Raw genomic sequence first — 24,348 nt, 5'->3', positions numbered from 1 at the left:
TCATGGCTCACCATGATCGCTCCACCTGGGCCCCTCTTGCCTGGGTCTGGCTGACCGAGGCGCGTATCCTCGCAACACGATTGGCCAAAAAAATCATTTAGGGGACACCCTCTGAGGCGCTGCGCCACCAGGGCGACGGCGACCGCGGCTGCGGCGGCCTGCGCCGCGGCCCTGCAGCCCCGCGACACCGTGGACTCGGGCCCGAAGGCGCCGGCCCTCAGGCCGACCCGTTGGCCACCTTCGGCACATCGCGCTGGTCGACCACCAGCGTCGGCCGGCTGACGGCCGGATGGTCGGCCGTGGCGATGCGGCCCATCACCCGCGCGCCATGGGCGATGCGCAGCGACTTGCAGTGCACGTCGCCCTGGATGACGGCGGTGGCGTGCAGCTCGACCTCCTCGTCGGCCTGGATGGTGCCCAGCACCTGGCCGGCCACCACCACCCGGGTGGCGACGATGTTGCCGGTCACGCTGCCGTTCTGGCCGATGACCACCGTCACCGGCGCGTCGCCCTCGCGGCCGGTGTTGCCTTCGAGGCGACCGTCGATGCGCACGCCCTCGGCCAGGCTGAGGTCGCCCTTGATCGTGGTGCGCTCACCGATCAGGGTGGCGAAGCGTTCCTTGGTGGCGACGCTCGGGTCGTCAGCGGTGCGGCGGGTTCCGAACATGGTCTCTCAGTCCTCCATCAGGGCCAGGGTGCGCTGACGCTGCAGGCCGCGGGTGGCCTGCAGCACCTCGCGGGCGCCGGGATCGATCGCCCGGCCGTCGATGCGCACTTCGTAGTGCAGGTGCGGGCCGGTCGAGCGGCCGGTCGAGCCCAGGCGCGAGACGAGCTGCCCGGCCTGCACCGCCTGGCCGCGCGTGACCTCCAGCCGGCTGTTGTGGGCATAGCGGGTGCTCAGGCCGTGGCCGTGGTCGATCTCGACCAGCAGGCCGTAGGCGCCCGAGGCCTCGGCGGTGACGACGGTGCCCGCCGCGGTGGCCTGCACCGGGGTGCCGGCCGGGGCGACGAAATCGATGCCCTCGTGGCGGGCGAAGCCGCCGGTGAACGGATCGCGCCGGACGCCGAAATCGCTGCTGCGCTCGTGGGCGGCGTCGATCGGGGCGCGCAGCGGCAGCGCCTGCAGCACCTGCAGCTCGGCCTGCCACAGCTGCTGCAGCTGCTGGCTGCGCTGGCTCAGGCCCTGCGACTGCTCGTCCAGCCGCACCAGGCCGTCGACGGCGCGCGGCGCGAACCAGTCGAGCGCCAGCAGGCGGCGCAGCGGACCGCCGCGGCCCGCCGCCGGGGGGGCCACCGGTGGCGGATCGCCGATCAGGCCGACCATCGCCTGCTTGGTCTGCTCCAGCTGCTGCAGCTGGCCGGACAGCGCATCGACCCGGCCCTGCACCCGCGTCAGCTGCTCGCGCAGCTGCTGCTCGACGCGCTGCTGCTCGCTGGCCGAGGTCACGCCGCCCAGGCTGCGGGCCAGCTCCGGCCGCACGTCGACGGCGATGCGGATGCCCAGCAGCTGCAGCACGCCACCGAGGGCCACCAGCGTGACCGCCAGCGCGGCGACCGAGCACAGCACGGTCTTCAGGCCGACGGAGACGGTCAGCACGCGGGACGTCGGCCCGGACAACCAGATCAACTGCATGGCGAGGGGGGGTGGGGCTTCGGGCCGGATGGGCCGGCGTCATCGCACCGGCATGGGGCCGGAACCATAACCGGGCCGCGGCGCGGCGCCGCGGAGCACCCCCCTAGTTCAGACGGGTCAGGCTCGGTGCTGAGCCCGTCGGTCGACGCCCGGCGCATTCCGGATTGACAGGCGTTGACCGCCCGCCGACCCTGCCCTGATTTCCACCCCCACGAGGAGACTCGCGCGATGTTGAACGGACAGATGATGCAGATGCCGCTGCTGGTCTCCAGCCTGCTGGAGCACGCCCGGCGGCATGCCGGCGACGTGGAGATCGTCAGCCGCCGGGTCGAGGGCGACACCCACCGCTGCACCTGGGCCACGCTGGCGCGCCGCGCGCAGCAGGTCGCCCAGGCGCTCGACCGGCTGGGCTGCGCCGCCGGCGAGCGCATCGGCACGCTGGCCTGGAACGGCCACCGCCATGTCGAGCTGTACTACGGCATCAGCGGCTCGCAGCGCGTCTGCCACACGGTCAATCCGCGCCTGTTCCCGGAGCAGATCGCCTGGATCATCGACGACGCGGCCGACACCGTGCTGTGCTTCGATCTCAGCTTCCTGCCGCTGGTCGAGCAGCTGGCGCCGCAGCTGCACACGGTGCGCCACTACGTGCTGATGAGCGACCGTGCCCACATGCCGGCAGCCAGCACCCTGCCGGGCCTGCTGTGCTACGAGGATCTGCTGGACGCCGAGTCCGGCCATTACGCGTGGCCTCAGTTCGACGAACAGGCGGCGGCCAGCATCTGCTACACCTCGGGCACCACCGGCCACCCCAAGGGCGCCGTCTACAGCCACCGCTCGACGCTGCTGCACGCGATGGCCGCGGCCATGCCCGACGCGATGAACCTCTCCGGCAACGACGTGATCCTGCCGGTGGTGCCGATGTTCCACGTCAACGCCTGGGGCCTGCCCTATGCCAGTGCGATGGTCGGCGCCAAGCTGGTGCTGCCCGGCCCGCACCTGGACGGCGCCAGCCTGCATGCGCTGTTCGAGTCCGAACAGGTCACCTTCAGCGCCGGCGTGCCCACCGTCTGGCTGGGCCTGCTGACCCACATGGAGCGCCAGCAGCTGCGCTTTTCCAGCTTCCGCCGCACGGTGATCGGCGGCTCGGCCTGCCCGCCGGCCATGCTGCACACGCTGCAGCAGGTGCACGGCGTCGAGGTGGTGCACGCCTGGGGCATGACCGAGCTGTCACCGCTGGGCACGCTCAGCCGGCTGCGCCGCCACCATGCCGATCTGCCGCAGGAGCGGCGCGAGGCGCTGCAGGCCAAGCAGGGCCGTTCGATCTACGGCGTGGACATGGCCATCGTCGACGGCCAGGGCCAGAGCCTGCCGTGGGACGGCCGCAGCGCCGGCGACCTGATGGTGCGCGGCCACTGGGTGGTCGACAGCTACCTCGGCCAGGACGCGGCCCTGCCGCTGCGCGCGGTCGACGGCCAGGGCGGCTGGTTTCCCACCGGTGACGTGGCCACGATCGACGCCGAGGGCTACATGCAGATCACCGACCGCAGCAAGGACGTGATCAAGTCCGGCGGCGAGTGGATCAGCTCGATCGAGCTGGAGAACATCGCGATGGCCCACCCCGGCGTGCAGGAGGCCGCGGTGGTGGCCGTGCCGCACCCGAAGTGGGATGAGCGCCCGCTGCTGGTCGTCGTGCGCAAGCCCGAGGCCGCGGACCTCGACCGCACGGCGATGCTCGGCTTCTACGAGGGCCGCATCGCCAAGTGGCAGATCCCCGACGACGTGGTCTTCGTCGAGTCCCTGCCGCACACGGCCACCGGCAAGCTGCTCAAGCTCAAGCTGCGCGAGCAGTTCCGTCAGCACCGGCTGCCCGGCGCCTGAGGCCGCGCCAGCCCAGCAGCGTACCGAGCCCGGCCGCCATCAGCAGACCCTGGGTCGGCTCGGGCACCGGCGCCAGCACGCTGGCCGACATCACGTTGTCGAGGGCCATCACGCGGCTGCAGCAGCCCGGGCCCGAGAACGCGAGGCGGTTGAAGGTCTGGTCCGACGTGAAGCCGATGAAGGCCAGCCCGCTGCTGCCCGAGTCCAGCGAGGTCAGGTGGCGGTAGCTGCCGAAGCCGTCGAGCCCGGAGGCCGCGACGCTGACCGTCACCGAGGCGCTGTTGATCCAGAAGCCGACGGCCCGCAAGGGCTGGTCGAACACCAGATCGGCCCAGCCGCCCCAGCTCAGGTCGAAGGTCAGCAGCGTGCTGCCGTCGATGTCGCGTGCCAGCGGCGGGGCATCCACCCTCGCGTTGGGCGTGACGGTGAAGTCGTCGAGGATCAGCCGCGTGCCACCTGCGGTCTGGTCGGCGGCATAGGCATTGAAGGTCTCGGTGCGGACCGTGCCGACGGCGGCCAGGAAGTCCGCCTCGTCCGTCCAGGTCTGGGTCGCGGCCTGAGCCAGGCCACACAGGCTGGCGGCCAGCGCCACCGCCAGACGGCGTCCGGCCAGGGACAGAGGGGCGCGGCACGGCGGTGTGCCAGCGGACGGGGTCGAAGGGCTCATGAGGACTCCTGTGAACGGGGGACGGCCGCCGTCGCCATCGGCGCGCGGATCAGCCACGCATCGTAGGTCCGCCCGCGCGGACGCGCCATCCATCCGATGACGCAGGCCGGCGTGCGAGCGCTCGGGCCGCCCGCTGATGCCTGGTGCCTGAGGCCCGCGGCCCTGACATCCACCCTCGGCCGGCTCGATGACCGGTCCGGTGACCCGCTCAATGCCCGCAGAGCTGCTCCTCGCAGGGGATGCCGTCGCCATCGCCGTCCATCTTCACGTCCGGGCAGCGGGCCAGGAAGTAGCGCGCCTCGGCGCAGGAGCGCATCTGGCTGCAGTGCTGGCGGCCGTCACAGCGGAAGGCACCGCCCGCGGCCGGGCTGCGCGGGGCGGTCGACGGCAGCGCCGCGGCGGCTGACGCTGTCGCCGGCAGGCTGGCACGCGGCGCAGCGCCCGGGCGGCCGGGCCCGGCACTGCCAGGCCCTGCACTGCCCAGACGCGCACGCTCCTCGGCCAGGGCCGGCGCGGCAGCGGCCCGATAGGCCGCCTGGTTGCGCGCGGTGGAGGCCGGCTGCGCGGCCGGCGACGTGGCGTCGTGCTGCGGCGTGAACCGACGGCCCCGGCCGTCGGCACACGGCGTGTTCTGGAAGGTGACGGCGCCGTCGGACTCGCAGCGGTGGATGGGCGACGCCCCGGCCGGGGCCAGCGCGCCCGCCAGGGCCACAGCGGCCAGAGCCGCGACCGGCCGCAGGATCCGGCGCAGGCCGTGAGGAGGGCCCGACGAGGGCCCCGCCCCCCGCGCACGGGGCGGCCGGGACAGGATCGACGGCGCGAACAGACGCGGCAAAGGCATGCGGACGGGTCCCGTTGACTGGAGCAGGCGCCCAGACCGCTGACACAGCGGTTGAGCGACCGCCGCGATTGTCACCGCCCCTGTGCCCGTCGCCGCGGCGGATCGGGGGCCTCCCCCACGCTCCGCATGCCGCCGCGGCCACGGGGCAGCCCGTGCAAACCCCGAGTCCGCCCCCGGACGAACCGGCCGGCAACCGCGCCAGAATCCGCGGCCACCGGCGTGCGACCGGCCCCCTTCCACAGGCAGACGATCCACCGACGCCGCCGCGGATCCGCACCGTTCTCCACGGACACGACAGCCGTACCGTCTCCCATGTGTTCCGCCCGTCTTTCCGCAGCCGCCCGCCCCCCCGGCCTGCTGCCCGTCTGGGCCGCCACCGCCCTGTGGATCGGCGCCCTGCTGAACCTGCCGACCGCCGTGCAGCGCCACGGGCACCTGTGGCGTCCCTTGTCCGGCCCCTGGCCCTGGCTGGGTCCGTTGGCCGAGGGCGCCCTGATGCTGGGCCTGGCCGGCGCGCTGCTGGCCCTGGCCGGTCTGGCCGGACGCCACGGCCTGCGCCTGATCGGTGGCGCGCTGCTGCTGGTCTCGGCCATCACCGCGCATTTCATGGCGCGCTACCAGGTGATCGTCGGCCACGGCGTGGTCAACGCGGTGCTGACCACCGACCACGCGCTGTCGGTCGAACTGATCGACCACTGGGTCGGCCTGTGGGTGCTGGGCTTCGGTCTGCTGCCGCTGTGGCTGCTGTGGCGTGCCACCGGCGCGCCGCCACGCGGGCCCCGACAACCAGCCCAGTACCAATCCAAGCACCAGCCCCCACCCGCCCGCGGCCGCCTGCGCTGCGCCGCCACGATGCTGCTGGCCGCCCTGGCCAGCCTGGCCCTGGCCGCAGCCGGCCGTGGCGTGCTGGAGCGCGCGCGCGAGGCGGTCGGCCCTGCCGATGCCCAGCGGGTCAACCTGGTGGGCGTGGCCCTGCACAGCTATCTGCCGGCCAACTGGCTGGCCGGCACCGCCATGGTGCTGCATGGCCGTTGGCAGCAGGCCCGTGACGACACCGCGCTGCGCGCACCCGCCCGCCTGCACCGGCATCAGCCGTCGGTACCGCTGGACGATCTGGTGGTGGTGCTGGTGATCGGCGAGACCACGCGTTCCGACCGTCTGGGCCTGCTGGGCCACCGCCGCGACACCACGCCCCACCTGAGCCGTGCCGACGGCGTGGCCGCCTTCGCCGGCTGGTCCTGCGACACCTCGACCAAGCTGTCGCTGGCCTGCATGTTCGTGCGCCCGCAGGGCATCGTGGCCGGCGGCCCCGGCCAGCCCGACCGCATCGTCGAGGACAACGTGTTCTCGGTCTACCGGCAGCTGGGCTTCCGCATCGAGCTCTACGCGATGCAGGCCGAGGCCGGCTTCTACGGCCGCGTGCGGCCCGACCATTACAAGCTGCGTGAGGTGATCGCCGCCCAGCCCGAGAACCAGCGCCGCCGCCTGGACGACGGACTGCTGGTCCCCGAGCTGGCGCGCGCCGTGCGCCAGCACCCGGCCGGCCGCGGCCCGCAGCTGGTGGTGCTGCACACCAAGGGATCGCACGCCGACTACCGCGAGCGCTATCCCCGCAGCCATGCCCGCTGGACACCGGAGTGCACGCTGGGCCGCTCCTGCAGCGTGGAGGAGCTGTTCAACGCCTTCGACAACAGCGTGCTCTATGCCGACCAGGTGCTGCACGAGCTGCGCCAGAGCCTGGCCGGCCGCAAGGCACTGATGGTGTGGGTGCCCGACCACGGCGAATCGATCGACGAGAACCGCCACTTCCACGCCACGCCGCGCCACCTGGCCCCGCCCGAGCAGCGCCGCGTGCCCCTGGTGTTCTGGGCCAGCCCCGAATGGCGCGGCCAGCCCGAGCTGGCCCGCCGCTTCGAGCGCCTGCAGCAGCGCGCCCGCGCGGCCGCCACCCTGCCGCCCGACAACGGCCGCCACGGCCACCACAACCTGTACGCCAGCCTGCTGGGCTGCATCGGCATCGACTCGCCGGACGGCGGGATACCGGAAGGGCTGGATCTGTGCCGGTGAGGGGGGCGGGGCGCGACACCTGAGCGGAGGCGCGCGACGGATGCGGGACGCTCAGCCCAGCACGCGCCGCGCGTCCTCCTGCCCGAGCGCCCAGGCATCGTCGACCGTCGCGCGGTGTGTGCAGTTCCAGGTCGACACCGGCACCTTGCGGCTGGGCTGCCAGTACTGGCGGCCCTGGTGGACGAAGGTGGCCGGCCGGTCGGGGTAGTGGCGCGTCAGCAGCACCAGCGTGCGCTGGCGCTCGTCCGGCGCCTGTGCCGGCACCGGGGCGTTGTCGACATAGCCGCCGTCGAAGGCCCAGGCGCCGCCCAGGTGGATCGACGGGGTGATCGGCGGCGCACCGGCGGCTGCGTTCAGCACCGCCTGGGCATGGGCCACCGACGGGCTGGTGCCGAGCGCGAAGAACTGCTGGCGCAGCCCCAGGAATCGCGGCAGCCGCGGATGGATGCTGTGGCTGACCTTCTTGTCGATCAGGTAGGCGAGCGTGGCCGCGACGACGCTGCCGCGCTGGCCCAGCAGCGTGGCCGGACGGGCGACCGAGACCCACAGCCGCTGCGGCGCCTCGCGCAGGCGGGTGAAGGTGTCGGCATTGACGATCTGCGCGACCCAGTCCGGGTAGGTGGTCTGGTGGGCGAAGCGCAGGCGGGCCCGGGCCAGATCGTGCCAGTCGACCATGCGCTCGTTGGCGGCGAACAGGCGGCGGCAGTGGTCGAGGGCCGCACGCGGGCCGATGGTCAGGGCCGAGGCCGCGATGGAGGCGCCGGCGCTGGTGCCGTACAGGTCGGCGGGCAGGCGGTGGCCCAGCTCGGCCCAGCGGGCCAGCACGCCGGCCTGCCAGAAGCAGCGGTTGCCACCACCGGCGAAGACCAGGCGGTCGAAGGAGCGGACGTCGATCATCAGGTGCCGCCTCCCTGGCGGCCACCACCGGCCGATCTGGCGCCGGCACGGCGGTCGTTGCAACAGGCGGCGATGATAGCCCAGGGGCCGGGCCACGCCAGGAGGGCCGGCGGTGCCACGCTCCAGCGTGGGCGGGCGCGCGCCGCGGCCCGTCTCCGCCGAGTCAAGCGGGGCCCGTGCCCAGCAAGCTCCGCAGATCGTCCGGGCCGCCGAAGGCGCCGGAGCGGCTGTCGCAGACCACGCCGTCCCACGCGCCGCCGGCCCAGCGGGCACGGCCCCAGCCGGCCTGGCGGGCCGGTTCGGTGTGCAGGGCGGTCGCGCCGGTGGCCCGGCACAGGGCGACGAAGGTGTCGCCGCCGATCACCACCAGCCGCGCCGGCCGTGGCAGGGCCTGGGCCTGGGTCAGACGCCCGATCTGTGCGGCCAGCAAGGCGGCGGCGGCCTCCGGTGTCAGCCGCCCGCGCGGCGCCAGGTCCAGCAGCAGGCCGCCGCGGGCCAGGGCCCGGGCCGCGGCGCCAGGCGCCAGCACCGCGTCCAGGGCCGCGGCATCGCCGTCGCGCACCCAGGTGGCCCGCGGCCAGTCGGCCTGCAGCCGGTCGAGCTGGCCGCGGGTGACATCCTGGTGGCTGGCGCTGATCAGCAGCAGGCCCGGGACGCCGGCCGCTGTCCCCGCCTCCGACGACGCGGCCATCGTCATCGCCCGCACCGAGGACGCCGACTCCGACGCCGCCCGCCCGCCCGCCGCACACGCCAGCTCGCGGGCCAGCGCCTGCGCCAGCCCGGCGCTGCCGCACCACAGCCAGCGGCGTCCGCCCTGACCGTGCACCTGACCGTGCACCTGGCCGGCGACGGCCTGCAGATCGGCCTCGTCGCGCACGTCCGGCAGATCGACCTGCACGCCCGGCAGCCGCTCACGCAGGCCGTTGGCATCGTCGGCCGCCGGCGGCGGGCGGCCGTCGGCCAGGCGCAGCCGGCCGCCGATGCACAGCCGGCCCTGGGCCGGGAACGCGGGCGCGAAGATCAGGCGCTCGAAGCCGCCGGCACGCACCAGCCACACCAGCTCGTCGAGCGTGTTGCCGCGCCACAGGCTGTCGATCTTCTTGTAGGCGATGCCGGCGCCGGCCAGCCAGTCGGCCGCCGGGGCCAGCAGCGCCGGCAGGCGCGCGGGCGGCACGTCGCGGCTGGCGATGGCCAGCGCGCTGACGGGCGCGGCCACCGGCACGGCGGGCGGGTGGTCCAGATGGACGGGCACCGGCGCGACGAAGGCCGCGGCGGTGTCGAGGGCGCCGGTCAGGTCGTCGGCGAGGATGCGCAGGTCGGGGGTCATGGTCAGCGTCGGGACACGGGCGGGGATCGGGCGGGGATCGGGCGGGGATCAGGCGTGAATCGGGCCGGAAGCGGGTCGGAAGCGGGTCTGATGCGGACGCACGGCCGGCTGGAACCGGGTCGGCGACGCTGCGCCCGACAGGACGGGCAATCGGCACCCGGCAGGCAGAGGCCGGGGCGACTGGCAACCGTCAGCTACCAGCTGGCGGCTGACGGCGGCGCCCTCAGCCCGTCACCAGCGTCACCTTGACGCCCAGGCCCTCCAGGCGCTCGATCTCGTCGGCCGGCACGTCGCCGGCGGTGAGCACCTCGTCGAACTCGGCGACCGGGGCCACCTGCATGAAGGCGCGCGGGCGGAGCTTGCCGGCGTCCACCAGCAGGCGGCGCACGCTGGCGGCGCGGATCAGCGCGCGCTTGGCCGCGGCCACGTCGGCCGAGGTCTCGCTGATCAGGCCGTCGGTCAGCGCGTGGGCGCCGCACAGCAGCACGTCGGCCTGGATCAGGCGGGCCGACTGGATCAGCGCGTCGCCGATCAGCGTCGGGCTGCCCGGGCGCAGCACGCCGCCCAGCACATGCACCTGGATCTGCGCGCTGGCGCCCAGGATCTGGGCGATGGCCAGGTCGTTGGTCACCGCCGTCAGCGCGATGCCGCGCTGGACGACGGCGCGCGCGGCCTCCAGCACCGTGCTGCCGCTGTCGAAGATCACGCTCTGGCGCGGCTGCAGCTGCTCGGCGGCGGCACGGCCGATGGCGGCCTTCTCGCCGGCGGCCAGCGCGCTGGCGGCATGGCGGTCGGGCTCGAAGGTGCTGTAGTCCTGGTGGCGCAGCAGCGCGCCGCCGTGGGTGCGGTCGATCTCGCCGCGGTCGGCCAGCGTGTCCAGATCCCGCCGCAGCGTGCTGACGGACACGCCGAGCGCCTGCTCCAGCTGCGCCAGCGTGACGGCGCCATGCCGGCGCAGGAACTCGATGATGCGCTGGCGGCGCTGGGCGGGCAGCAGGTTGGTGGCAGGGCTGACGTCGGGGGGGGCGTCGGACGGCGACATCGGATCGGACATGGGCGGTGGGCGGAACGGTGGGCAGCGGGCGCCCGGGTCGGGCCCCTCGCCCGGCCCGCGCCGTGGGCGGCGGGCGAGGGTCGCGGGGGGCCGGACGGCGATCCCCGCGGCGGTGACAGGCACCGCGGCGCGAGTGGATCACCGCGCGCCGACATCATGCCATCGGGGTTTGACCGGATTTGGACGTTATTGATCGTTTGTGGAAGTTTATGCATCATTGAGACCGCTCCCGACGCAGAATGAGCGATTCAGGCACCGGATCTTCCAGAACCGCGCAGCCAACGCCAAAGGGATCGTGAGCGCAACGACACCCACCAGGAGACTTCCATGCACCCGATCACCCGCCGCGCCGCCCTGGCCGCCGTCGCCCTGGCCAGCGCCTGCTGCGCCGGCACCGCCTTCGCCGACACCTTCCCGTCCAAGCCGATCACCGTGGTCGTGCCCTACCCGGCCGGCGGCGCCAACGACATGCTGGGCCGCCTGCTCGGCCAGAAGATGGGCGAGGCGCTCGGCGCCACCGTCATCGTCGACAACAAGCCGGGTGCCGGCGCGCTGCTGGGCGCCAACGCCGTGGCCAAGGCCGCGCCGGACGGCTACACGGTGCTGGTCGGCGGTCTGGCCACGCACGCCGCCAGCCCGCACCTGATCAAGGCCGACTTCAACCCGCTGACCGACTTCGAGGCCATCGGCCTGATCGGCCAGGCCCCGATCGTCGTCAACGTCAACGTCGACTCGCCCTACAAGTCGCTCAAGGACCTGGTGGACGCCGACAAGAAGAACCCGGGCTCGGTGATGTACGGCTCCTCGGGCAACGGCTCGCCGCTGCACCTGGCCGGCGAGCTGTTCACCGAAATGAGCGGCACGAAGATGACCCACGTGCCCTACAAGGGCGGCAACGCGCACTCGCTGGACCTGATCGGCGGCCGCCTGCACGTGATCTTCGACACCACCACCGCCGCCATGGGCCAGATCAAGGGCGGCAAGGTGCGCCCGATCGCCATCGGCCTGGCCCAGCGCTCGGCCGATCTGCCCACCGTGCCGACCTTCGCCGAATCGGGCTATCCGCAGTGGCAGTTCAGCGCCTGGTACGGCCTGTTCGCCCCGGCCAAGACGCCCAAGGACGTGGTGGCCAAGCTCTCCGGCGCGCTGCAGAAGGCGCTGAAGAACCCTGAGGTGATCGACAAGCTGCGCGGCGTCGGCGTGAGCACGGCCAGCGGCGATGCCGCTGAACTCGCCCGTCTGGTGCCCATCGAGTACGACCGCATCGGCAAGCTGATCAAGACCGCCAACATCAAGGCCGACTGACGGCCCGCCGGCACGGGCCCGTTCCCCCCGCTGCGTTCCGCCCACACGGGCCCGTCCAACCCTTTCCCGTCCCCCCGAGGTTCCATGATTCGACTCACCATCACGATGGGTGATCCGGCCGGCATCGGCCCCGAGATCATCGCCAAGGCCGCGCGCACGCTGCGGCCGCAGATCGACGCCGGCACGCTGGCGCTGGAGGTCTGCGGCAGCGGCGAGGCCATGCGCCGCGCCGAGGCCCAGCTGGCGCTGGACGACGCGCCGCCCTACGAGATGGTCGACGTGGGCCCGGTGGACGCGCCGATCACCGTCGGCCAGGTCTCGGCCGCCGGCGGCGAGTGGGCCTACCGTGCGGTCGAACGCGCGGTGCGCCGCGTGCAGGCCGGGCAGTCGCAGGCCATCGTCACCGCCCCGCTGTCGAAGGAGGCGCTGCACCTGGCCGGCCATGCCTTCGAGGGCCACACCGAGATGCTGGCCCACCTGACCGGCCAGCGCGACGCGGTGATGATGCTGGCCCACGGCGGCATGCGGGTCTCGCACGTCACCACGCATTGCGCGTTGGCCGACGTGCCGCGCCGCGTCACGCCCGAGCGCCTGCGCCGCGTGTTCGACGTCACCATCGACGCGCTGCACCGCCTGGGCCTGCAGGCCCCCCGCATCGCCGTGGCCGGCCTGAACCCGCATGCCGGCGAGAACGGCATCCTGGGCAAGGAGGACGACGCCGTCATCGCCCCGGTGATCCGCGAGTACGCGGCCAAGGGCTTCGACTTCAGCGGCCCGCACCCGGGCGACACCGTGTTCATCAAGCTGCGCGCCGGCCAGTACGACGCGGTGGTGGCGATGTTCCACGACCAGGGCCACATTCCCGTCAAGCTGCTGGGCTTCAACGTCGATCCGGCCACTGGCCAGTGGCAGGCGATCAGCGGCGTCAACATCTCGCTGGGCCTGCCCATCCTGCGCACCTCGGTCGACCACGGCACGGCCTTCGACATCGCCGGCACCGGCCGCGCCAATGCCGACAGCCTGGTCGAGGCGGTCGAGTACGCGATGCACCTGATCGAGGGCGCGGACCGCACCGCGCAGGCCGCATGACGGCGTCCACGTCCTGGCTGGAAGGCGCCCGCGCCGCCGGTGACGCCAGCGGCCTGGCCAGCGGCCTGCTGGCCGACGACCTGCCCGCGCCCACCGTGCAGTGCCATGCGGCCAACCTGATGCCCCTGGCCGACGGCAGCCTGGGCTGCGTCTGGTTCGGCGGCACGCAGGAGGGCGTGGCCGACATCTCGGTGTGGTTCGCCCGCCGCACGGCGCAGGGCTGGAGCGTGCCGCAGCAGCTCTCGCACGATGCCGCGCGCTCGGAGCAGAACCCCATCCTGTGGCCGGCGCCCGATGGCACGCTGTGGCTGCTGCACACCGCCCAGCGCTCGGGCCACCAGGACACGGCCATCGTGCGCGTGCGCCGCTCGACCGATGGCGGCCACAGCTGGTCGGCACCCGAGGCCCTGCTGCCCGACACCGGCCTGTTCGTGCGCCATCCGCCGGTGGTGCACCAGGGCCGCTGGCTGCTGCCGATCTGGCACTGCCGCACGGTCGGCGGCGCACGCTGGTCGGGCGATGCCGACGACAGCGCGGTGCTGGTGTCGACCGACGCCGGCCGCAGCTGGACCGAGCACGCCGTGCCCGACAGCCTGGGCGCCGTGCACATGAACATCGTGCCGGCGCGCGACGGCCAGGGCCTGCTGGCCTTCTACCGCAGCCGCTGGGCCGACCACGTCTGGCGCAGCACCTCGGCCGACGGCGTGCGCTGGTCCGCGCCGCAGCCCACCGTGCTGCCCAACAACAACTCGTCGATCCAGGTGATCCGGCTGCAGCACGGCACGCACGCCGGCTGGCTGGCGATGGTCTTCAACGCCATCAGCGCCGAGCAGGCCACCGAGCGCCGCGTCTCGCTCTACGACGAGATCGAGGACGAGACCGAGGGCCCCGATGCCACGCCGGCCGCCACCTACGCCGCCCCCGCCGCCGCCCGCAGCGCCTTCTGGGGCACGCCGCGCGCACCGATGACGCTGGCGCTGTCCGACGACGACGGCCTGAGCTGGCCGATCCGCCGCGATCTGGAGACCGGCGACGGCTACTGCATGACCAACAACTCGGCCGAGCAGCGCAACCGCGAGCTGAGCTATCCCAGCCTGGTGCAGACGCCCGACGGCGTGCTGCACGTGGCCTACACCCACCACCGCCAGCGCATCCGGCATCTGGCGATCACCGACGACTGGCTGAGCCGCGCATGAGCACGACCTACACCCTCCACCACGCCGGCCGCGTCATCGGCGGCGCCGGCAGTCTGGCCCAGCTGCCCACGCTGGCGGCCGAATGGCGCGCCAGCCGCGTGCTGATCATCAGCGACCGCGGCGTGGCCCGCGCCGGCCTGGTCGAGCCCGCCCGCGCGGCGCTGGCCGCGGCCGGCTGCCAGGTGCAGGTCATCGACTCGACGCCGCCCGAGCCCGAGGTGGCCGACGTCGAGGCCGTGCTGGCCGAGGCCCGCCGCGGCGGCGATCACCAGCTGGTGGTCGGCATCGGCGGCGGCAGCGCGATGGACGTGGCCAAGATCGTCGCCGTGCTGCTGGCCCATCCGCTGGACCTGCGCGCCCTGCTCGACAAGCGCCAGACCCTCGCCGCCCGCGGCCTGCCCACCTTCATGGTGCCCACCACCTCGGGCACCGGCTCCGAGGCCACGCCCAACTCCATCATCCTGGTGGCCGAGGACGCGCTGAAGGTCGGCATCGTCAGCCCGCTGCTGATGCCCGACGCGGTGATCCTGGACCCGGCGCTGACCGTCAGCCTGCCGGCGGCCGTCACCGCCGCGACCGGCATGGACGCGCTGACCCACGCCATCGAGTGCTACTGCTCGAAGAAGGCCACGCCCTTCTCCGACCTGTACGGCCTGGAGGCCATCCGCCTGATCGCCGGCAGCATCCGCCGCGCCTGCGCCGACGGCACCGACCTGGCCGCCCGCGCCGACCTGCTGCTGGGCGCCTACTACGGCGGCGCCTGCATCGCCACCTCCAGCACCACCGCCGTGCACGCGCTGGCCTACCCGCTGGGCGGCAAGTACCGTGTGCCGCACGGGCTGTCCAACGCGATGCTGCTGCCGACCGTGATGGCCTTCAACCGCGTCGGCAACGAGCGCCGCTTCGCCGCCATGGCCCGCGCGATGGGCCTGGACACCGAGGGCCTGGGCGATGGCGAGGCCGCCGACGCCTTCGTCGCCGCGCTGCGCCGCCTCAACGAGGACCTCGGCATCCCGAGCGACCTGAAGACCGTGGGCGTGAAGCCCGAGGACCTGGACGGCCTGGTCGACGGCGCGGCCAAGGTCACGCGCCTGCTGGACAACAACCCGCGTCCGATGTCGCGCGCCGACATGCGCGCGATCTACGCCGCGCTGATCTGAGCGCCTGGACGACCGAACGAGGAGACACCCCGATGAGCCGCTCGCTGCCCGTCAACACCTTCAAGCAGGCCCTGCGCGCCCACACGCGCCAGCTCGGCCTGTGGATCAACTTCCCCTACGCGCCCATCGTCGAGTCGCTGGCCGGCTCCGGCTTCGACTGGATGCTGATGGACATGGAGCACACGGCCAACGACCTGGAGACGGTCGGCCAGCAGCTGCTGGCATTGCGCGGCACGCCGGTGACGCCGGTGGTGCGCGTGCCCATCCACGACATGGCCTGGATCAAGCGCGTGCTGGATGCCGGTGCGCCCAACGTGATGGTGCCCAACATCCGCAGCGCGGCCGAGGCCGCCGAGGCCGTGGCCTGGACCCGCTTCGCGCCCGAAGGCCTGCGCGGCGTGGCCGGCAGCACGCGTGCCGGCGGCTGGACCCGCTACACCGACTACATGGCGCGCGCCAATGACGAGATCGGCCTGATCCTGCAGATCGAGTCGCGCGAGGCGCTGGCCGAGCTGGACGCGATCTGCCGCGTGCCCGGCGTCGACGCCGTCTTCATCGGCCCGTCGGACTTGGCGGCCAGCCTCGGCCACCGCGGCGGCGCCGGCCGGCCCGAGGTGCAGGCCGAGATCGCGCGCGCCATCGGCATCGCCCGGGCGGCGGGCTGCGCGGTCGGCATCCTGGCGGCCGACGGCAAGGCCGAGCACTACCTGGAGGCCGGCGCGACGATGGTGGGCATCGGCACCGACCTGCACCTGCTGGTGGCCGCGGCCGACGCGCTGGTCCGGCGCTACACGCCGGCCTGAGGTGACACCGGGGCCTGTCGCGGACAGGCCCGGCCCGGACCGCCCCGATCCAGACCCAGACCCAGCGCCGGCCCATGCCGTCGGCGCGGACCCTTCCCCTCAGGAGACATCCCATGAACCGCTCGCGCTTCCTGCGTGCCGGCGCGGCCTCGGCCTGCGCGCTGGCCACCGCCGTCCTCGGCCTGGCCCTGCCCGGCACGGCGTCCGCCCAGACCTGGCCGGCCCGGCCGGTCAAGTTCATCATCCCGTTTCCGCCCGGCGGCACGCTGGACACCGTCGGCCGCCTGCTGGCGCAGAAGCTGGGCGAGCAGACCGGCCAGACCTTCATCGTCGAGAACCGCGCCGGCGGCAACGGCATGGTCGGCTCGGATGCGGTGGCCAAGGCGCCGGCCGACGGCTACACGCTGCTGTTCAACGCCAGCACCTTCACCACCACGCCGATGACGGTCAAGAGCGCGCCCTACGACGTCTGGCGCGACTTCCAGCCGATCGCCCTCGTGGCCAAGGCGCCGCTGGCCGTCTCGGTCACGAACGGCCTGCCGGTGCAGGACATCAAGGGCCTGATCGCCCGCGCCAAGGCCAACCCGGGCAAGCTGACCTTCGCCATCGGCTCCTCGGGCTCGGCCGGCAACCTGGCGACCGAACTGCTGGCCCGCTCGGGCGGCTTCGACGTCACCATCGTGCCGTACAAGGGCACGGCGCCGGCCTTCCAGGACCTGATCGGCGGCCAGATCGACGGCTTCGTCGATCCGCTGCTGGGCGCGGTCAACTTCCACAAGGGCGGCAAGCTGCGCATCCTGGCCGTCACGTCCAAGGCCCGCGTGCCGACGCTGCCCGACGTGCCCACCGTCGGCGAGTCCATCCCTGGCTTCGAGTTCTACAGCTGGTACGGGCTGTGGGGCCCGGCCAGGCTGCCGGCCGAGGTCACCGCCCGCCTGAGCGCCGAGGTCCACAAGGCGCTGGCCGGCGAGATGCGCGACAAGCTGGTCAGCCAGGGCCTGCTGGTGGGCGGCGGCAGCGTCGAGGACTTCCAGAAGTTCCAGCGCGAGGACATGGCCCGCAGCCAGAAGATCGTCACCGAGGCGGGCATCCGTGCCGAATGAGGGGCTGACGCAGGGGCGGCCGGATCGGCCGGCGACCGGCGCGGCCGCCCCGCTGGCCCTCGTCACCGGCGCCAGCTCCGGCATCGGGCAGGCGATCGCGCGCACGCTGCTGGACGGCGGCTGGCGGGTGATCGGCCTGTCGCGCGGGGCCGGGGATCACGTCCATCCGGCCTACACCCACGTCGCCGTCGATCTGGCCGACACCGCCGCGCTCGGCGCGCTGGCGCCCACGCTGCCCACGCCGCAGGCCCTGGTGCATGCGGCCGGGTTGATGCGCGGCGCAGCGCTCGGCGCGCTGGATGCGGACGGCGGCGAGCGGCTGTGGCGGGTGCACGTGGCCGCCGCCGAGCGCCTGGCCGACGCGCTGCTGCCGCGCATGGCCGAGGCCGGCGGCGGCCGCTGCGTGCTGCTGGGCAGCCGCACCGCCCACGGCCAGGCCGGGCGCAGCCAGTACGCGGCCAGCAAGGCCGCGCTGGTCTCGCTGGCGCGCAGCTGGGGCGCCGAGGTGGTGGCCCGCGGCGTGACCGTCAACGTGGTCTCGCCCGCGGCCACCGACACGCCGATGCTGGCCGATCCGGCCCGCGCCGGCACCACGCCGCGCCTGCCGCCGATGGGCCGCCTGGTGCGGCCCGAGGAGGTGGCCGCACTGGTCGCCTTCCTGCTGTCGCCGGCGGCCGCGCCGATCACCGGGCAGGAAATCCAGGTCTGCGGGGGATCGTCGCTGCCGCGTTGAGGGGCCGGTCGACCTGCGGCCGCGGATCCGCGTTCAGCCCGCCACGCCGCAGGAGCGCCGCACCACCAGCCGTGTCGGCAGCTCGATGCGGCTGCGCTCGGGCGTGCGGCCGTCCATCAGCGCGGCCAGCAGGTCCATCGCGGCATGGCCGTGGGCGGCGGCATCGGTGTGGACGGTGGTCAGCGGCGGCTCGGCATACGGCGCCAGCGGGATGTCGTCGAAGCCGACCAGCGCGATGTCCTGCGGCACCCGCCAGCCGGCCTCGCGCAGCGCCCGCAGCGCGCCGAAGGCGATGGTGTCGTTGCCGGCGAAGACGGCATCCAGCGGGGGCGCTGAGGATGCTGATGCGTGGGCCGATGCCGTGTCGGTGTCGGTGTCGGTGTCGTTGGTCTCGGCCGAGCCCGTGCCCGTGCCCGTGCCGATGGTCGTGGTCGTGCCTGCAGCGGCCGCGGCCGCCAGGAGCGCGACCATCGCCCGATGCCCGCTCTCGGCGGTGATGTCGGCCTGCGCGCACCAGGCCGGCGGTGCCGGCAGGCCGGCGGCCGCGAGCGCCGCGCGCCAGCCCTGCTCCCGCTCGCCGACCGTCCGCGACGCCGGCGGCACCAGGCCATCGGCGGGACCATCCGCGGGACCATCGGCCGGCCCCTCGGGCGCGGCGTGGGTCTCGTAGTCGATGAAGCCGATGCGGCGCCGGCCGCCGGCGATCAGGTGCTCGACCAGCGCGCGCGCCGCCGCCACGCCCGGGCTGCCGACGCAGGGCAGCGTGCCGAGCCCGGGCAGGTCGAGCCCGATCATCACCACCGGCACGCCGTGCCCGGGCCCTTCCAGCAGCGCGCGGTTCAGCGCCGCGTCGCCGCCGAAGGCGATCAGGCCGTCGACCGCGCCGCCGCGGATCAGCGCCCGCACGCGGTCGGCGCTGGGCGGCGGGCCGTGCTCGGCGCCCTCGTCACCACAGGCCTCGACCAGCAGGCGCAGGCCCAGCGCCCGGCAGCGGTCGTTGACCGCTGCCACCAGCTGGGCCAGAAAAACATCGACGTACAGGTGCTTGAGCCGCGGGATCAGCACGCCCACCGTGTGGCTGCGCCCGCCGGCCAGGCGCCGGGCGCCGGCATGCGGCGTGTAGCCCAGCTCGCGCGCGGCGGCCAGCACCCGCTCGCGCGTGGCCTCGCTGATGCCCTGGTGCGCGACGCCGTTGAGCACGAAGGACACCGTGGTGCGCGAGACCCCCGCCACCCGGGCGACCTCGGCGCTGGTGGGCGCCTTGCGGGCCGGCGGCTGGCGGGCGGGCGGGGGGCTGGACGGTGGACGGGGCGGAGACATCGGCGGCGGGAACGGCAAGGCAGCGGACCCTGCAGGCCGCCGGCCGCCCGGTGCGCCGCGCGGCGCCCGCCGCGTCAGCCCCGCAGGTACTCGGGCAGGATGTCGCCGTGGGCGGCCAGCAGCTCGTCGACCATCGCGCGGATCTGCGACAGATCGAGCTCGGCCGCGGTGTGCGGATCCAGCATCGCCGCATGGTACACATGGTCGCGCCGCTGGCTGAACACCGACTCGACCACCAGCTCCTGCACGTTGACGTTGGTGCGCATCAGCGCGGCCAGTTGCACCGGCAGCGCGCCGACGCGCGTGGGCTGCACGCCGTTGGCATCGACCAGGCACGGCACCTCGACGCAGCAGCCCTGCGGCAGGTTGTCGATCAGCTGGCGGTTGGGCACGTTGCCGTAGATGACGCTGGGCTGGCCGCTGACCATGCTGTGGATGATGGTGCCGCCGTACTCCATCGAGCGGTTCACGGTGCGCAGGCCCTCGATGAGGCCGGTCGCACCGCTCACTTCGCGTGGCATGACGTGGATCTTCGCGGCCTCCAGCTCGGCGCGCAGGGCGGCCGGATCGGCCGCGCCCGGCTGCTGCAGCTCGCGCTCGATGTGCGGCCAGGCCCGCTCGTAGACCTGGCAGCGGCCGGGGTACTCGTCCAGCGGCACGTTGAAGCGCTCCAGCAGCTCGGGCCGGTCCTTCTTGATGAACCAGGGTGTGTACTCGGCGAAGTGCTCGCTGCTCTCGGTGGCGAAGTGGCCGAGCTGGGCCAGCATCTCGTAGCGCACGCGGTTCCAGTCCGGCGCGCGGCCTTCGGCGTGGATCTGGCGCAGGCGCGGGTACAGGTCCTCGCCGCGGTGCTCGAACCGCAGGTAGAAGGCCATGTGGTTGATGCCGGCGCACCGGTAGTCGATCTCGTCGGGCGGCAGGCCCAGATCGCGCGCCAGCTCGTGGGCGGTGCCCTGCACGCTGTGGCACAGGCCCACCGTGGGCACGCGGGTGCTGGCCCGGTTCAGCGCCCAGGTCAGCATGGCCATCGGGTTGACGTAGTTCAGGTGCAGGGCGCCGGACGCACACAGCTCGTCCATGTCGCGCTGCATGGCCATCTGCACGGGGATGGTGCGCAGCGCGCGCATGATGCCGCCGATGCCGAGGGTGTCGCCGATGGTCTGGCGCAGGCCGTACTTCTTCGGGATCTCGAAGTCGATCACCGTCGACGGGCGATAACCGCCGACCTGGATGGTGTTGATGACGAAGCGCGCGCCGTCGAGCGCGCGGCGGCGGTCGGTGGTGGCGGTGATCAGCGGCCTGGCGCCCAGCAGGCCGGCCAGACGCTCGGCCACCTGGCGCGACAGGTCCAGCCGGTGGGCGTCGATGTCGTGCAGCGCGATCTCGGCCTCGGCCAGCTCGGGCCAGGCCAGGATGTCGCCCAGCAGGTTGCGGGTGAAGACGGTGCTGCCGGCACCGATGAGGGTGATCTTGGGGCGGCGGGTGCTCATGCGGTGGGGGCCTTTCGGGAAGGGGGATGACGTCGGAAGAAGGGGGTCAGCGGAACAGCGCGTTGACCTTGGCGTTGGCGTCCTTGAGCGCGACGCCGGCCGGCTGCCGGCCCAGCAGCACGGACTCGACCGCGCCCTTGACCAGTTCGTCGACCTGCGAGCCGTTGTCGGCGATCGGCGCGAGGAAGGTCTGCTCCTTCGACATCGCCAGGAAGGCGGACGCGTCGACGCCCTTCTTCTTCTGCGCCTCGACCGCCTTCTCGGCCATGCCGCGGATGGCGGGGAAGACGACGCCATGGCCGGCGACCACCTGCTGGCAGTCGGCCGAGGCCAGGTACTTCACCCACTTCCAGGCCTCGTCCTTGACCTTGGAGCCGGCCCAGATCGAATCGGCCAGGCCGTTGAACATGGTGGCGCGGCGGCCGTTCGGACCCTTGGGCAGCGGCACCCAGGCATGCTCGAACTTCGCGTTGCCGGCGAAGTAGGTGATCATCCAGGAGCCCTGCGGCACCATCGCCGCCTTGCCGCCGACGAACATCGCGTCCGAGCCCAGGCTGCGCGTGCTCTCGTAGCCGGCCGACAGGCCCTTGGCCGGCAGCCCGGCCAGCCAGTCCAGCGTCTCGGCCAGCTTCGGGTCGTCGTAGAAGAACTTGCCGGCCCAGGGCTTGTCCTGGAACCTGAAGCCGTTGGTGACGGCGAAGTGACTCCACTCGGTCTGGCCCATCATGCCGCCGGGCCCGGGGTTCTGGTAGCCGTAGACGGCCACCGACTTGCGGTCGAAGGCCGGATCGGCGGCATTGCGGCCCTTGGCGTCGATGGTCAGCCGGCGCACCAACTGCTCGAAGCTGCCGCCGTCCTTCGGGTTCCAGGTCATGGCCTGCAGATCGGCCAGCGTCACGCCCTGCTTCTTCGCATGGGCCAGGTTGACGATGAAGCCGATGGTGTCCCAGTCCTTGGGCAGGCCGTACTGCTTGCCGTCGCGGCCCCAGACATCGACCAGACCGGCGGCATAGGCCTGGGTGTCGACCTTGTCCTTCTGGATGTAGGGCGTGAGGTCGACCAGCTGCTGGTTCTTCGCGAACTCGGGGTACTTGGCCAGGTGGTTGGTGAAGACGTCGGGCGCGGTGCCGGAGACGAAGCCGGTGGAGATCGCCGTCCAGTAGTCGTTCCAGCCGGCCTGGGTGATCCTGATGGTGGTGCCGGGGGTCTTCTTCGCGAAGTCGGCGGCGCACTGCTGGTAGGCGGGCAGCTGGTTGCTGTCCCACAGCATGTACCTGACCTCGGCGGCCTGGGCGGCCGGGGCGAGTGCGCCGGCCAGCAGGGTGATGGCGCTGGCGGTCACGCCGGTACGGGCCACGGCGTGCGAGCGCCGGGCGGGCATCCTCAGGATGGCGGTCAGATCGAACGGCATGCGTGTCTCCTCGATGTGTCGGTCAGGAACGGTGCGGGCCGCTGCGGGCCCGTCGGCAGGAGGCGTCGCCTGGGTGGGCGCCGCCGGGGAACACGGGGGGATGCGGGGCGGCCGGACGGACCGGCGCGGGCACGGCGCGGTGCCAAGCCACAGGGCTCGCAGGGACCGCGGGGAGCACACGGCCACCCGCCTCACTTGCCGCCACTGAACTGCACCGACTCGACCACCCGCCGGCCCAGCACCAGCAGCAGCACGAGGGTGGGCAGCACGGCCAGGCTGGCCGCGGCCATCAGGCCGGACCAGTCGGGCTGGCCCTGGGGCGTCTGCGACTTGAAGGCCTGCAGCGCGACCGGCAGCACCTGCCAGGTCTCGTCACGCGCCACCAGCGAGGGCCAGAAGAACTCGTTCCACATGCCGATGCCGGTCAGCACGGCGATGGTGGCCAACGGCGTGGTCGACAGCGGCAGCACGATGCGCAGGAAGATGCACCAGAAGCCGGCCCCCTCCAGCCGCGCCGCCTCCTCCAGGTCCCGCGGGATCGAGAGGAAGAACTGGCGCAGGAAGAACACCGAGAAGCCCTGCATCAGCGCGAACGGCGCCACCAGGCCGGGCAGCGTGTTCAGCCAGCCCAGGTCCTTGATCAGGATGAAGTTGGGGATGAAGGTGACGACGCCCGGCACCATCATCGACGCGACGAACAACCCGAACAGCGCCTGCCGGCCCGGGAAGCGCAAACGCGCGAAGGCATAGGCGGCCATGGCCGCGCTGGCGGTCTGCAGCGCCACCACCACGGCCGTGAACAGCAGCGAGTTGACGACCGCGCCGCCGACGTCGATCCGCGCGCCCGAGCCGCCGGCGGCGATCGCCTGCGCCGCGTCCATGCCGCCGAGCACGCGGCGCAGGTTGTCCAGCGTCGGCGCCTCGGGCCACAGCCGGGTGCTCTGGGCGAACAGCTCGGCCGCCGGCGTCAGCGCCGTCTTCAGCATCATCCAGAACGGCGCCAGCGTCAGCGTCAGCAGGGCCGCCAGCACCAGCCAGGCGGCGAGCCGGCTCCAGGGCAGGCGCGGCCGGCGGGCGGTGGCGGTGGCGGGCAGCGGGCTGGCCGGATGGGCCGGATGGGCCGGATGGGCTGGGTGGGCTGGGTGGGCCGGACGGGCCGGCGGCGTCGCGCTGTCCGCGCGGGCCACGGCTGGAGCCGGCAGGGTCGTGGTGTCGCTCATGGGAACCCTTGTTGCGCTGTGGGGCGGCGATGACGGCGGTGGCGGCAGTGGCGGCGGCGTCGGCAGCAGCTCAGGCCAGATCGCTCTCGGCCGCGCGCATCAGGCGCATCTGCGCCAGCGTGTAGACCACCATCACCGCGCACAGCACCATGGCCATCGCGGACGCGTAACCCATGCGGTAGAACGAGAAGGCGTTCTGCACGATGTAGTGGACGACGACCCGGGTGGTGTCCAGCGGGCCGCCGTTGGTGGTGACGGCGATCGTGTCGTAGATCTGGAACGAGCCGGTCACGCTGGTGACCAGCACGAAGACCATCACCGGGCGCAGCAGCGGCAGCGTGATGCGGCGGAACATCTGCCACTCGCTGGCGCCTTCGAGCGCGGCGGCCTCGTACAGGCTGGCCGGGATGGCCTGCAGGCCGGCCAGGAACAGCATGGCCACCAGCCCCATGTGGCGCCAGATGTTGACCGCCGCCACCGTCAGCAGCGCGCTGTCGGCGCCGCCGAAGAAGGGCTGGCGCTCCAGGCCCGCGGCGCTGATCAGGTGGTTCACCAGGCCCAGCATCGGGTCCAGCATCCACAGCCAGATCAGCGCCACCAGCACGTTGGACAGCAGATAGGGCAGCAGCACCAGCGCACGCACGGTCAGCGACCGCGTCAGCCGGTGCATGGCCACGGCCAGGAACAGGCCCAGCGCCGTCTGCAGCGGGATGTTCAGCAGCACGTAGAGGCCGGAGAGTTTCATGCCGTTCCAGAACGTGGCGTCCTCGAACAGGCGCAGGTAGTTGTCCAGGCCGATGAAGCGCGGCTCGCGCAGCAGGTTCCAGTCGGTCAGGCTGATCTGCACCGCGCGCCACAGCGGCCAGGCATGGAACAGCGCGAAGCCGGTCAGCGCCGGCGCCAGCAGCGCCCACGCGGCGAGCGTCTCGGCACGGCGCGTGCGGGACAGCGCGCCGGGTGCGGCGGGGGTGGACGGTGCGGTCATGGGCGGTGGGCCGGGCGTGGCGGCGGAGGGGAAAGGCGCGTGTCGAACGCACGTCGGCGGCGTGCCACGGCAGCTGTGGGCCGCGCATCCAGCGGGTTCCGCGTTCGATCGCAGGCCCGTCAGACGCTGGCTAACGCGCGTTAGCTGGTGCTGATTATTAGCAAACGAC

At 73.2% G+C, this 24,348-nt stretch carries 21 protein-coding genes; 9 read left to right on the top strand and 12 right to left on the bottom strand.

All coding sequences use genetic code 11. The annotated features are described in order from the left end of the window. Nucleotides 1-217 precede the first annotated feature (217 nt). Nucleotides 218-667 carry a bactofilin family protein gene (locus tag AACH11_RS23790; RefSeq protein WP_341376778.1) on the bottom strand — a complete coding sequence of 150 codons (450 nt, stop codon included), beginning with the start codon at nucleotides 665-667 and terminating at the stop codon, nucleotides 218-220. A 6-nt stretch (nucleotides 668-673) separates the two neighbouring features. After that, nucleotides 674-1,633 (bottom strand): M23 family metallopeptidase, encoded by a 960-nt coding sequence (locus AACH11_RS23785; RefSeq protein ID WP_341376777.1) that lies wholly within the window; start codon nucleotides 1,631-1,633, stop codon nucleotides 674-676. Nucleotides 1,634-1,861: 228 nt separating this feature from the next. Between AACH11_RS23785 and AACH11_RS23780 the strand changes: the two genes are divergently transcribed. Further along, the gene (locus AACH11_RS23780) at nucleotides 1,862-3,511 is read left to right on the top strand and encodes a 3-(methylthio)propionyl-CoA ligase (RefSeq protein ID WP_341376776.1); all 1,650 of its coding nucleotides are present in this window, start codon (nucleotides 1,862-1,864) and stop codon (nucleotides 3,509-3,511) included. Here the strand turns inward: AACH11_RS23780 and AACH11_RS23775 are convergent. Beyond that, nucleotides 3,465-4,178: a PEP-CTERM sorting domain-containing protein gene (locus AACH11_RS23775; RefSeq protein WP_341376775.1), complete on the bottom strand. Its 714-nt coding sequence runs from the start codon at nucleotides 4,176-4,178 to the stop codon at nucleotides 3,465-3,467. The two genes, AACH11_RS23780 and AACH11_RS23775, sit on opposite strands and share 47 nt — an antisense overlap. A gap of 208 nt (nucleotides 4,179-4,386) precedes the next feature. Further along, nucleotides 4,387-5,019 (bottom strand): excalibur calcium-binding domain-containing protein, encoded by a 633-nt coding sequence (locus AACH11_RS23770; RefSeq protein ID WP_341376774.1) that lies wholly within the window; start codon nucleotides 5,017-5,019, stop codon nucleotides 4,387-4,389. 312 nt (nucleotides 5,020-5,331) lie between these two features. Here AACH11_RS23770 and AACH11_RS23765 point away from each other — a divergent pair, with 312 nt between their 5' ends. Further along, the gene (locus AACH11_RS23765; RefSeq protein WP_341376773.1) at nucleotides 5,332-7,086 is read left to right on the top strand and encodes a sulfatase-like hydrolase/transferase; all 1,755 of its coding nucleotides are present in this window, start codon (nucleotides 5,332-5,334) and stop codon (nucleotides 7,084-7,086) included. 51 nt (nucleotides 7,087-7,137) lie between these two features. Here the strand turns inward: AACH11_RS23765 and AACH11_RS23760 are convergent, their stop codons facing one another. From AACH11_RS23760 to AACH11_RS23750, 3 genes are all read right to left on the bottom strand, one after another. Further along, a complete protein-coding gene (locus AACH11_RS23760; RefSeq protein WP_341376772.1) occupies nucleotides 7,138-7,983 on the bottom strand; it encodes a patatin-like phospholipase family protein in 846 nt (281 codons plus the stop codon). Between the two features lie 163 nt (nucleotides 7,984-8,146). Next, a complete protein-coding gene (locus AACH11_RS23755) occupies nucleotides 8,147-9,310 on the bottom strand; it encodes a four-carbon acid sugar kinase family protein (RefSeq protein WP_341376771.1) in 1,164 nt (387 codons plus the stop codon). Nucleotides 9,311-9,533: 223 nt separating this feature from the next. Beyond that, nucleotides 9,534-10,364, bottom strand: a complete 831-nt coding sequence (locus AACH11_RS23750) for a DeoR/GlpR family DNA-binding transcription regulator (protein WP_341376770.1) — start codon at nucleotides 10,362-10,364, stop codon at nucleotides 9,534-9,536. Between the two features lie 327 nt (nucleotides 10,365-10,691). On the opposite strand from AACH11_RS23750, the gene AACH11_RS23745 reads away from it, so the two are divergent. From AACH11_RS23745 to AACH11_RS23715, 7 genes are all read left to right on the top strand, one after another. Continuing rightward, nucleotides 10,692-11,669, top strand: coding sequence for a Bug family tripartite tricarboxylate transporter substrate binding protein (locus AACH11_RS23745; RefSeq protein ID WP_341376769.1), 978 nt, complete (start codon nucleotides 10,692-10,694; stop codon nucleotides 11,667-11,669). Between the two features lie 84 nt (nucleotides 11,670-11,753). Beyond that, nucleotides 11,754-12,758, top strand: a complete 1,005-nt coding sequence (gene pdxA, locus AACH11_RS23740) for a 4-hydroxythreonine-4-phosphate dehydrogenase PdxA (protein WP_341376768.1) — start codon at nucleotides 11,754-11,756, stop codon at nucleotides 12,756-12,758. Then, on the top strand, nucleotides 12,755-13,954 hold the full coding sequence (locus AACH11_RS23735; protein WP_341376767.1) for a sialidase family protein: 1,200 nt from the start codon (nucleotides 12,755-12,757) through the stop codon (nucleotides 13,952-13,954). The genes pdxA and AACH11_RS23735 overlap by 4 nt, the downstream gene beginning before the upstream one ends. Continuing rightward, nucleotides 13,951-15,114: an iron-containing alcohol dehydrogenase gene (locus AACH11_RS23730; RefSeq protein ID WP_341376766.1), complete on the top strand. Its 1,164-nt coding sequence runs from the start codon at nucleotides 13,951-13,953 to the stop codon at nucleotides 15,112-15,114. Before AACH11_RS23735 ends, AACH11_RS23730 begins: the two co-directional genes overlap by 4 nt. 32 nt (nucleotides 15,115-15,146) lie before the next feature. After that, entirely contained in the window at nucleotides 15,147-15,917 is a 771-nt protein-coding gene (locus AACH11_RS23725; protein ID WP_341376765.1) for an HpcH/HpaI aldolase family protein, read from the top strand. 113 nt (nucleotides 15,918-16,030) lie between these two features. Then, on the top strand, nucleotides 16,031-17,020 hold the full coding sequence (locus AACH11_RS23720) for a Bug family tripartite tricarboxylate transporter substrate binding protein (protein ID WP_341376764.1): 990 nt from the start codon (nucleotides 16,031-16,033) through the stop codon (nucleotides 17,018-17,020). A 4-nt stretch (nucleotides 17,021-17,024) separates the two neighbouring features. After that, nucleotides 17,025-17,753, top strand: coding sequence for an SDR family NAD(P)-dependent oxidoreductase (locus AACH11_RS23715; protein ID WP_423228810.1), 729 nt, complete (start codon nucleotides 17,025-17,027; stop codon nucleotides 17,751-17,753). A 33-nt stretch (nucleotides 17,754-17,786) separates the two neighbouring features. Here AACH11_RS23715 and AACH11_RS23710 read toward each other — a convergent pair whose 3' ends face one another. The 5 genes from AACH11_RS23710 to AACH11_RS23690 all read right to left on the bottom strand — a co-directional run bounded on the left by AACH11_RS23710 (nucleotide 17,787) and on the right by AACH11_RS23690 (nucleotide 24,179). Beyond that, a complete protein-coding gene (locus tag AACH11_RS23710) occupies nucleotides 17,787-19,073 on the bottom strand; it encodes a LacI family DNA-binding transcriptional regulator (protein WP_341376762.1) in 1,287 nt (428 codons plus the stop codon). Nucleotides 19,074-19,147: 74 nt separating this feature from the next. Further along, nucleotides 19,148-20,563 carry an alpha-glucosidase/alpha-galactosidase gene (melA, locus tag AACH11_RS23705; RefSeq protein ID WP_341376761.1) on the bottom strand — a complete coding sequence of 472 codons (1,416 nt, stop codon included), beginning with the start codon at nucleotides 20,561-20,563 and terminating at the stop codon, nucleotides 19,148-19,150. A gap of 46 nt (nucleotides 20,564-20,609) precedes the next feature. Next, nucleotides 20,610-21,974: an ABC transporter substrate-binding protein gene (locus AACH11_RS23700; protein WP_341376760.1), complete on the bottom strand. Its 1,365-nt coding sequence runs from the start codon at nucleotides 21,972-21,974 to the stop codon at nucleotides 20,610-20,612. A 191-nt stretch (nucleotides 21,975-22,165) separates the two neighbouring features. Then, nucleotides 22,166-23,194 carry a carbohydrate ABC transporter permease gene (locus tag AACH11_RS23695; protein WP_341376759.1) on the bottom strand — a complete coding sequence of 343 codons (1,029 nt, stop codon included), beginning with the start codon at nucleotides 23,192-23,194 and terminating at the stop codon, nucleotides 22,166-22,168. Nucleotides 23,195-23,264: 70 nt separating this feature from the next. Beyond that, on the bottom strand, nucleotides 23,265-24,179 hold the full coding sequence (locus tag AACH11_RS23690; protein WP_341376758.1) for a carbohydrate ABC transporter permease: 915 nt from the start codon (nucleotides 24,177-24,179) through the stop codon (nucleotides 23,265-23,267). Between the last annotated feature and the right edge of the window lie 169 nt (nucleotides 24,180-24,348).

The organism is Pseudaquabacterium rugosum, from assembly GCF_038066575.1.
In the GTDB taxonomy this organism is placed as follows: Bacteria; Pseudomonadota; Gammaproteobacteria; order Burkholderiales; family Burkholderiaceae_C; genus Pseudaquabacterium; species Pseudaquabacterium rugosum.
This window is presented reverse-complemented; position numbering and strand designations above follow the sequence as displayed.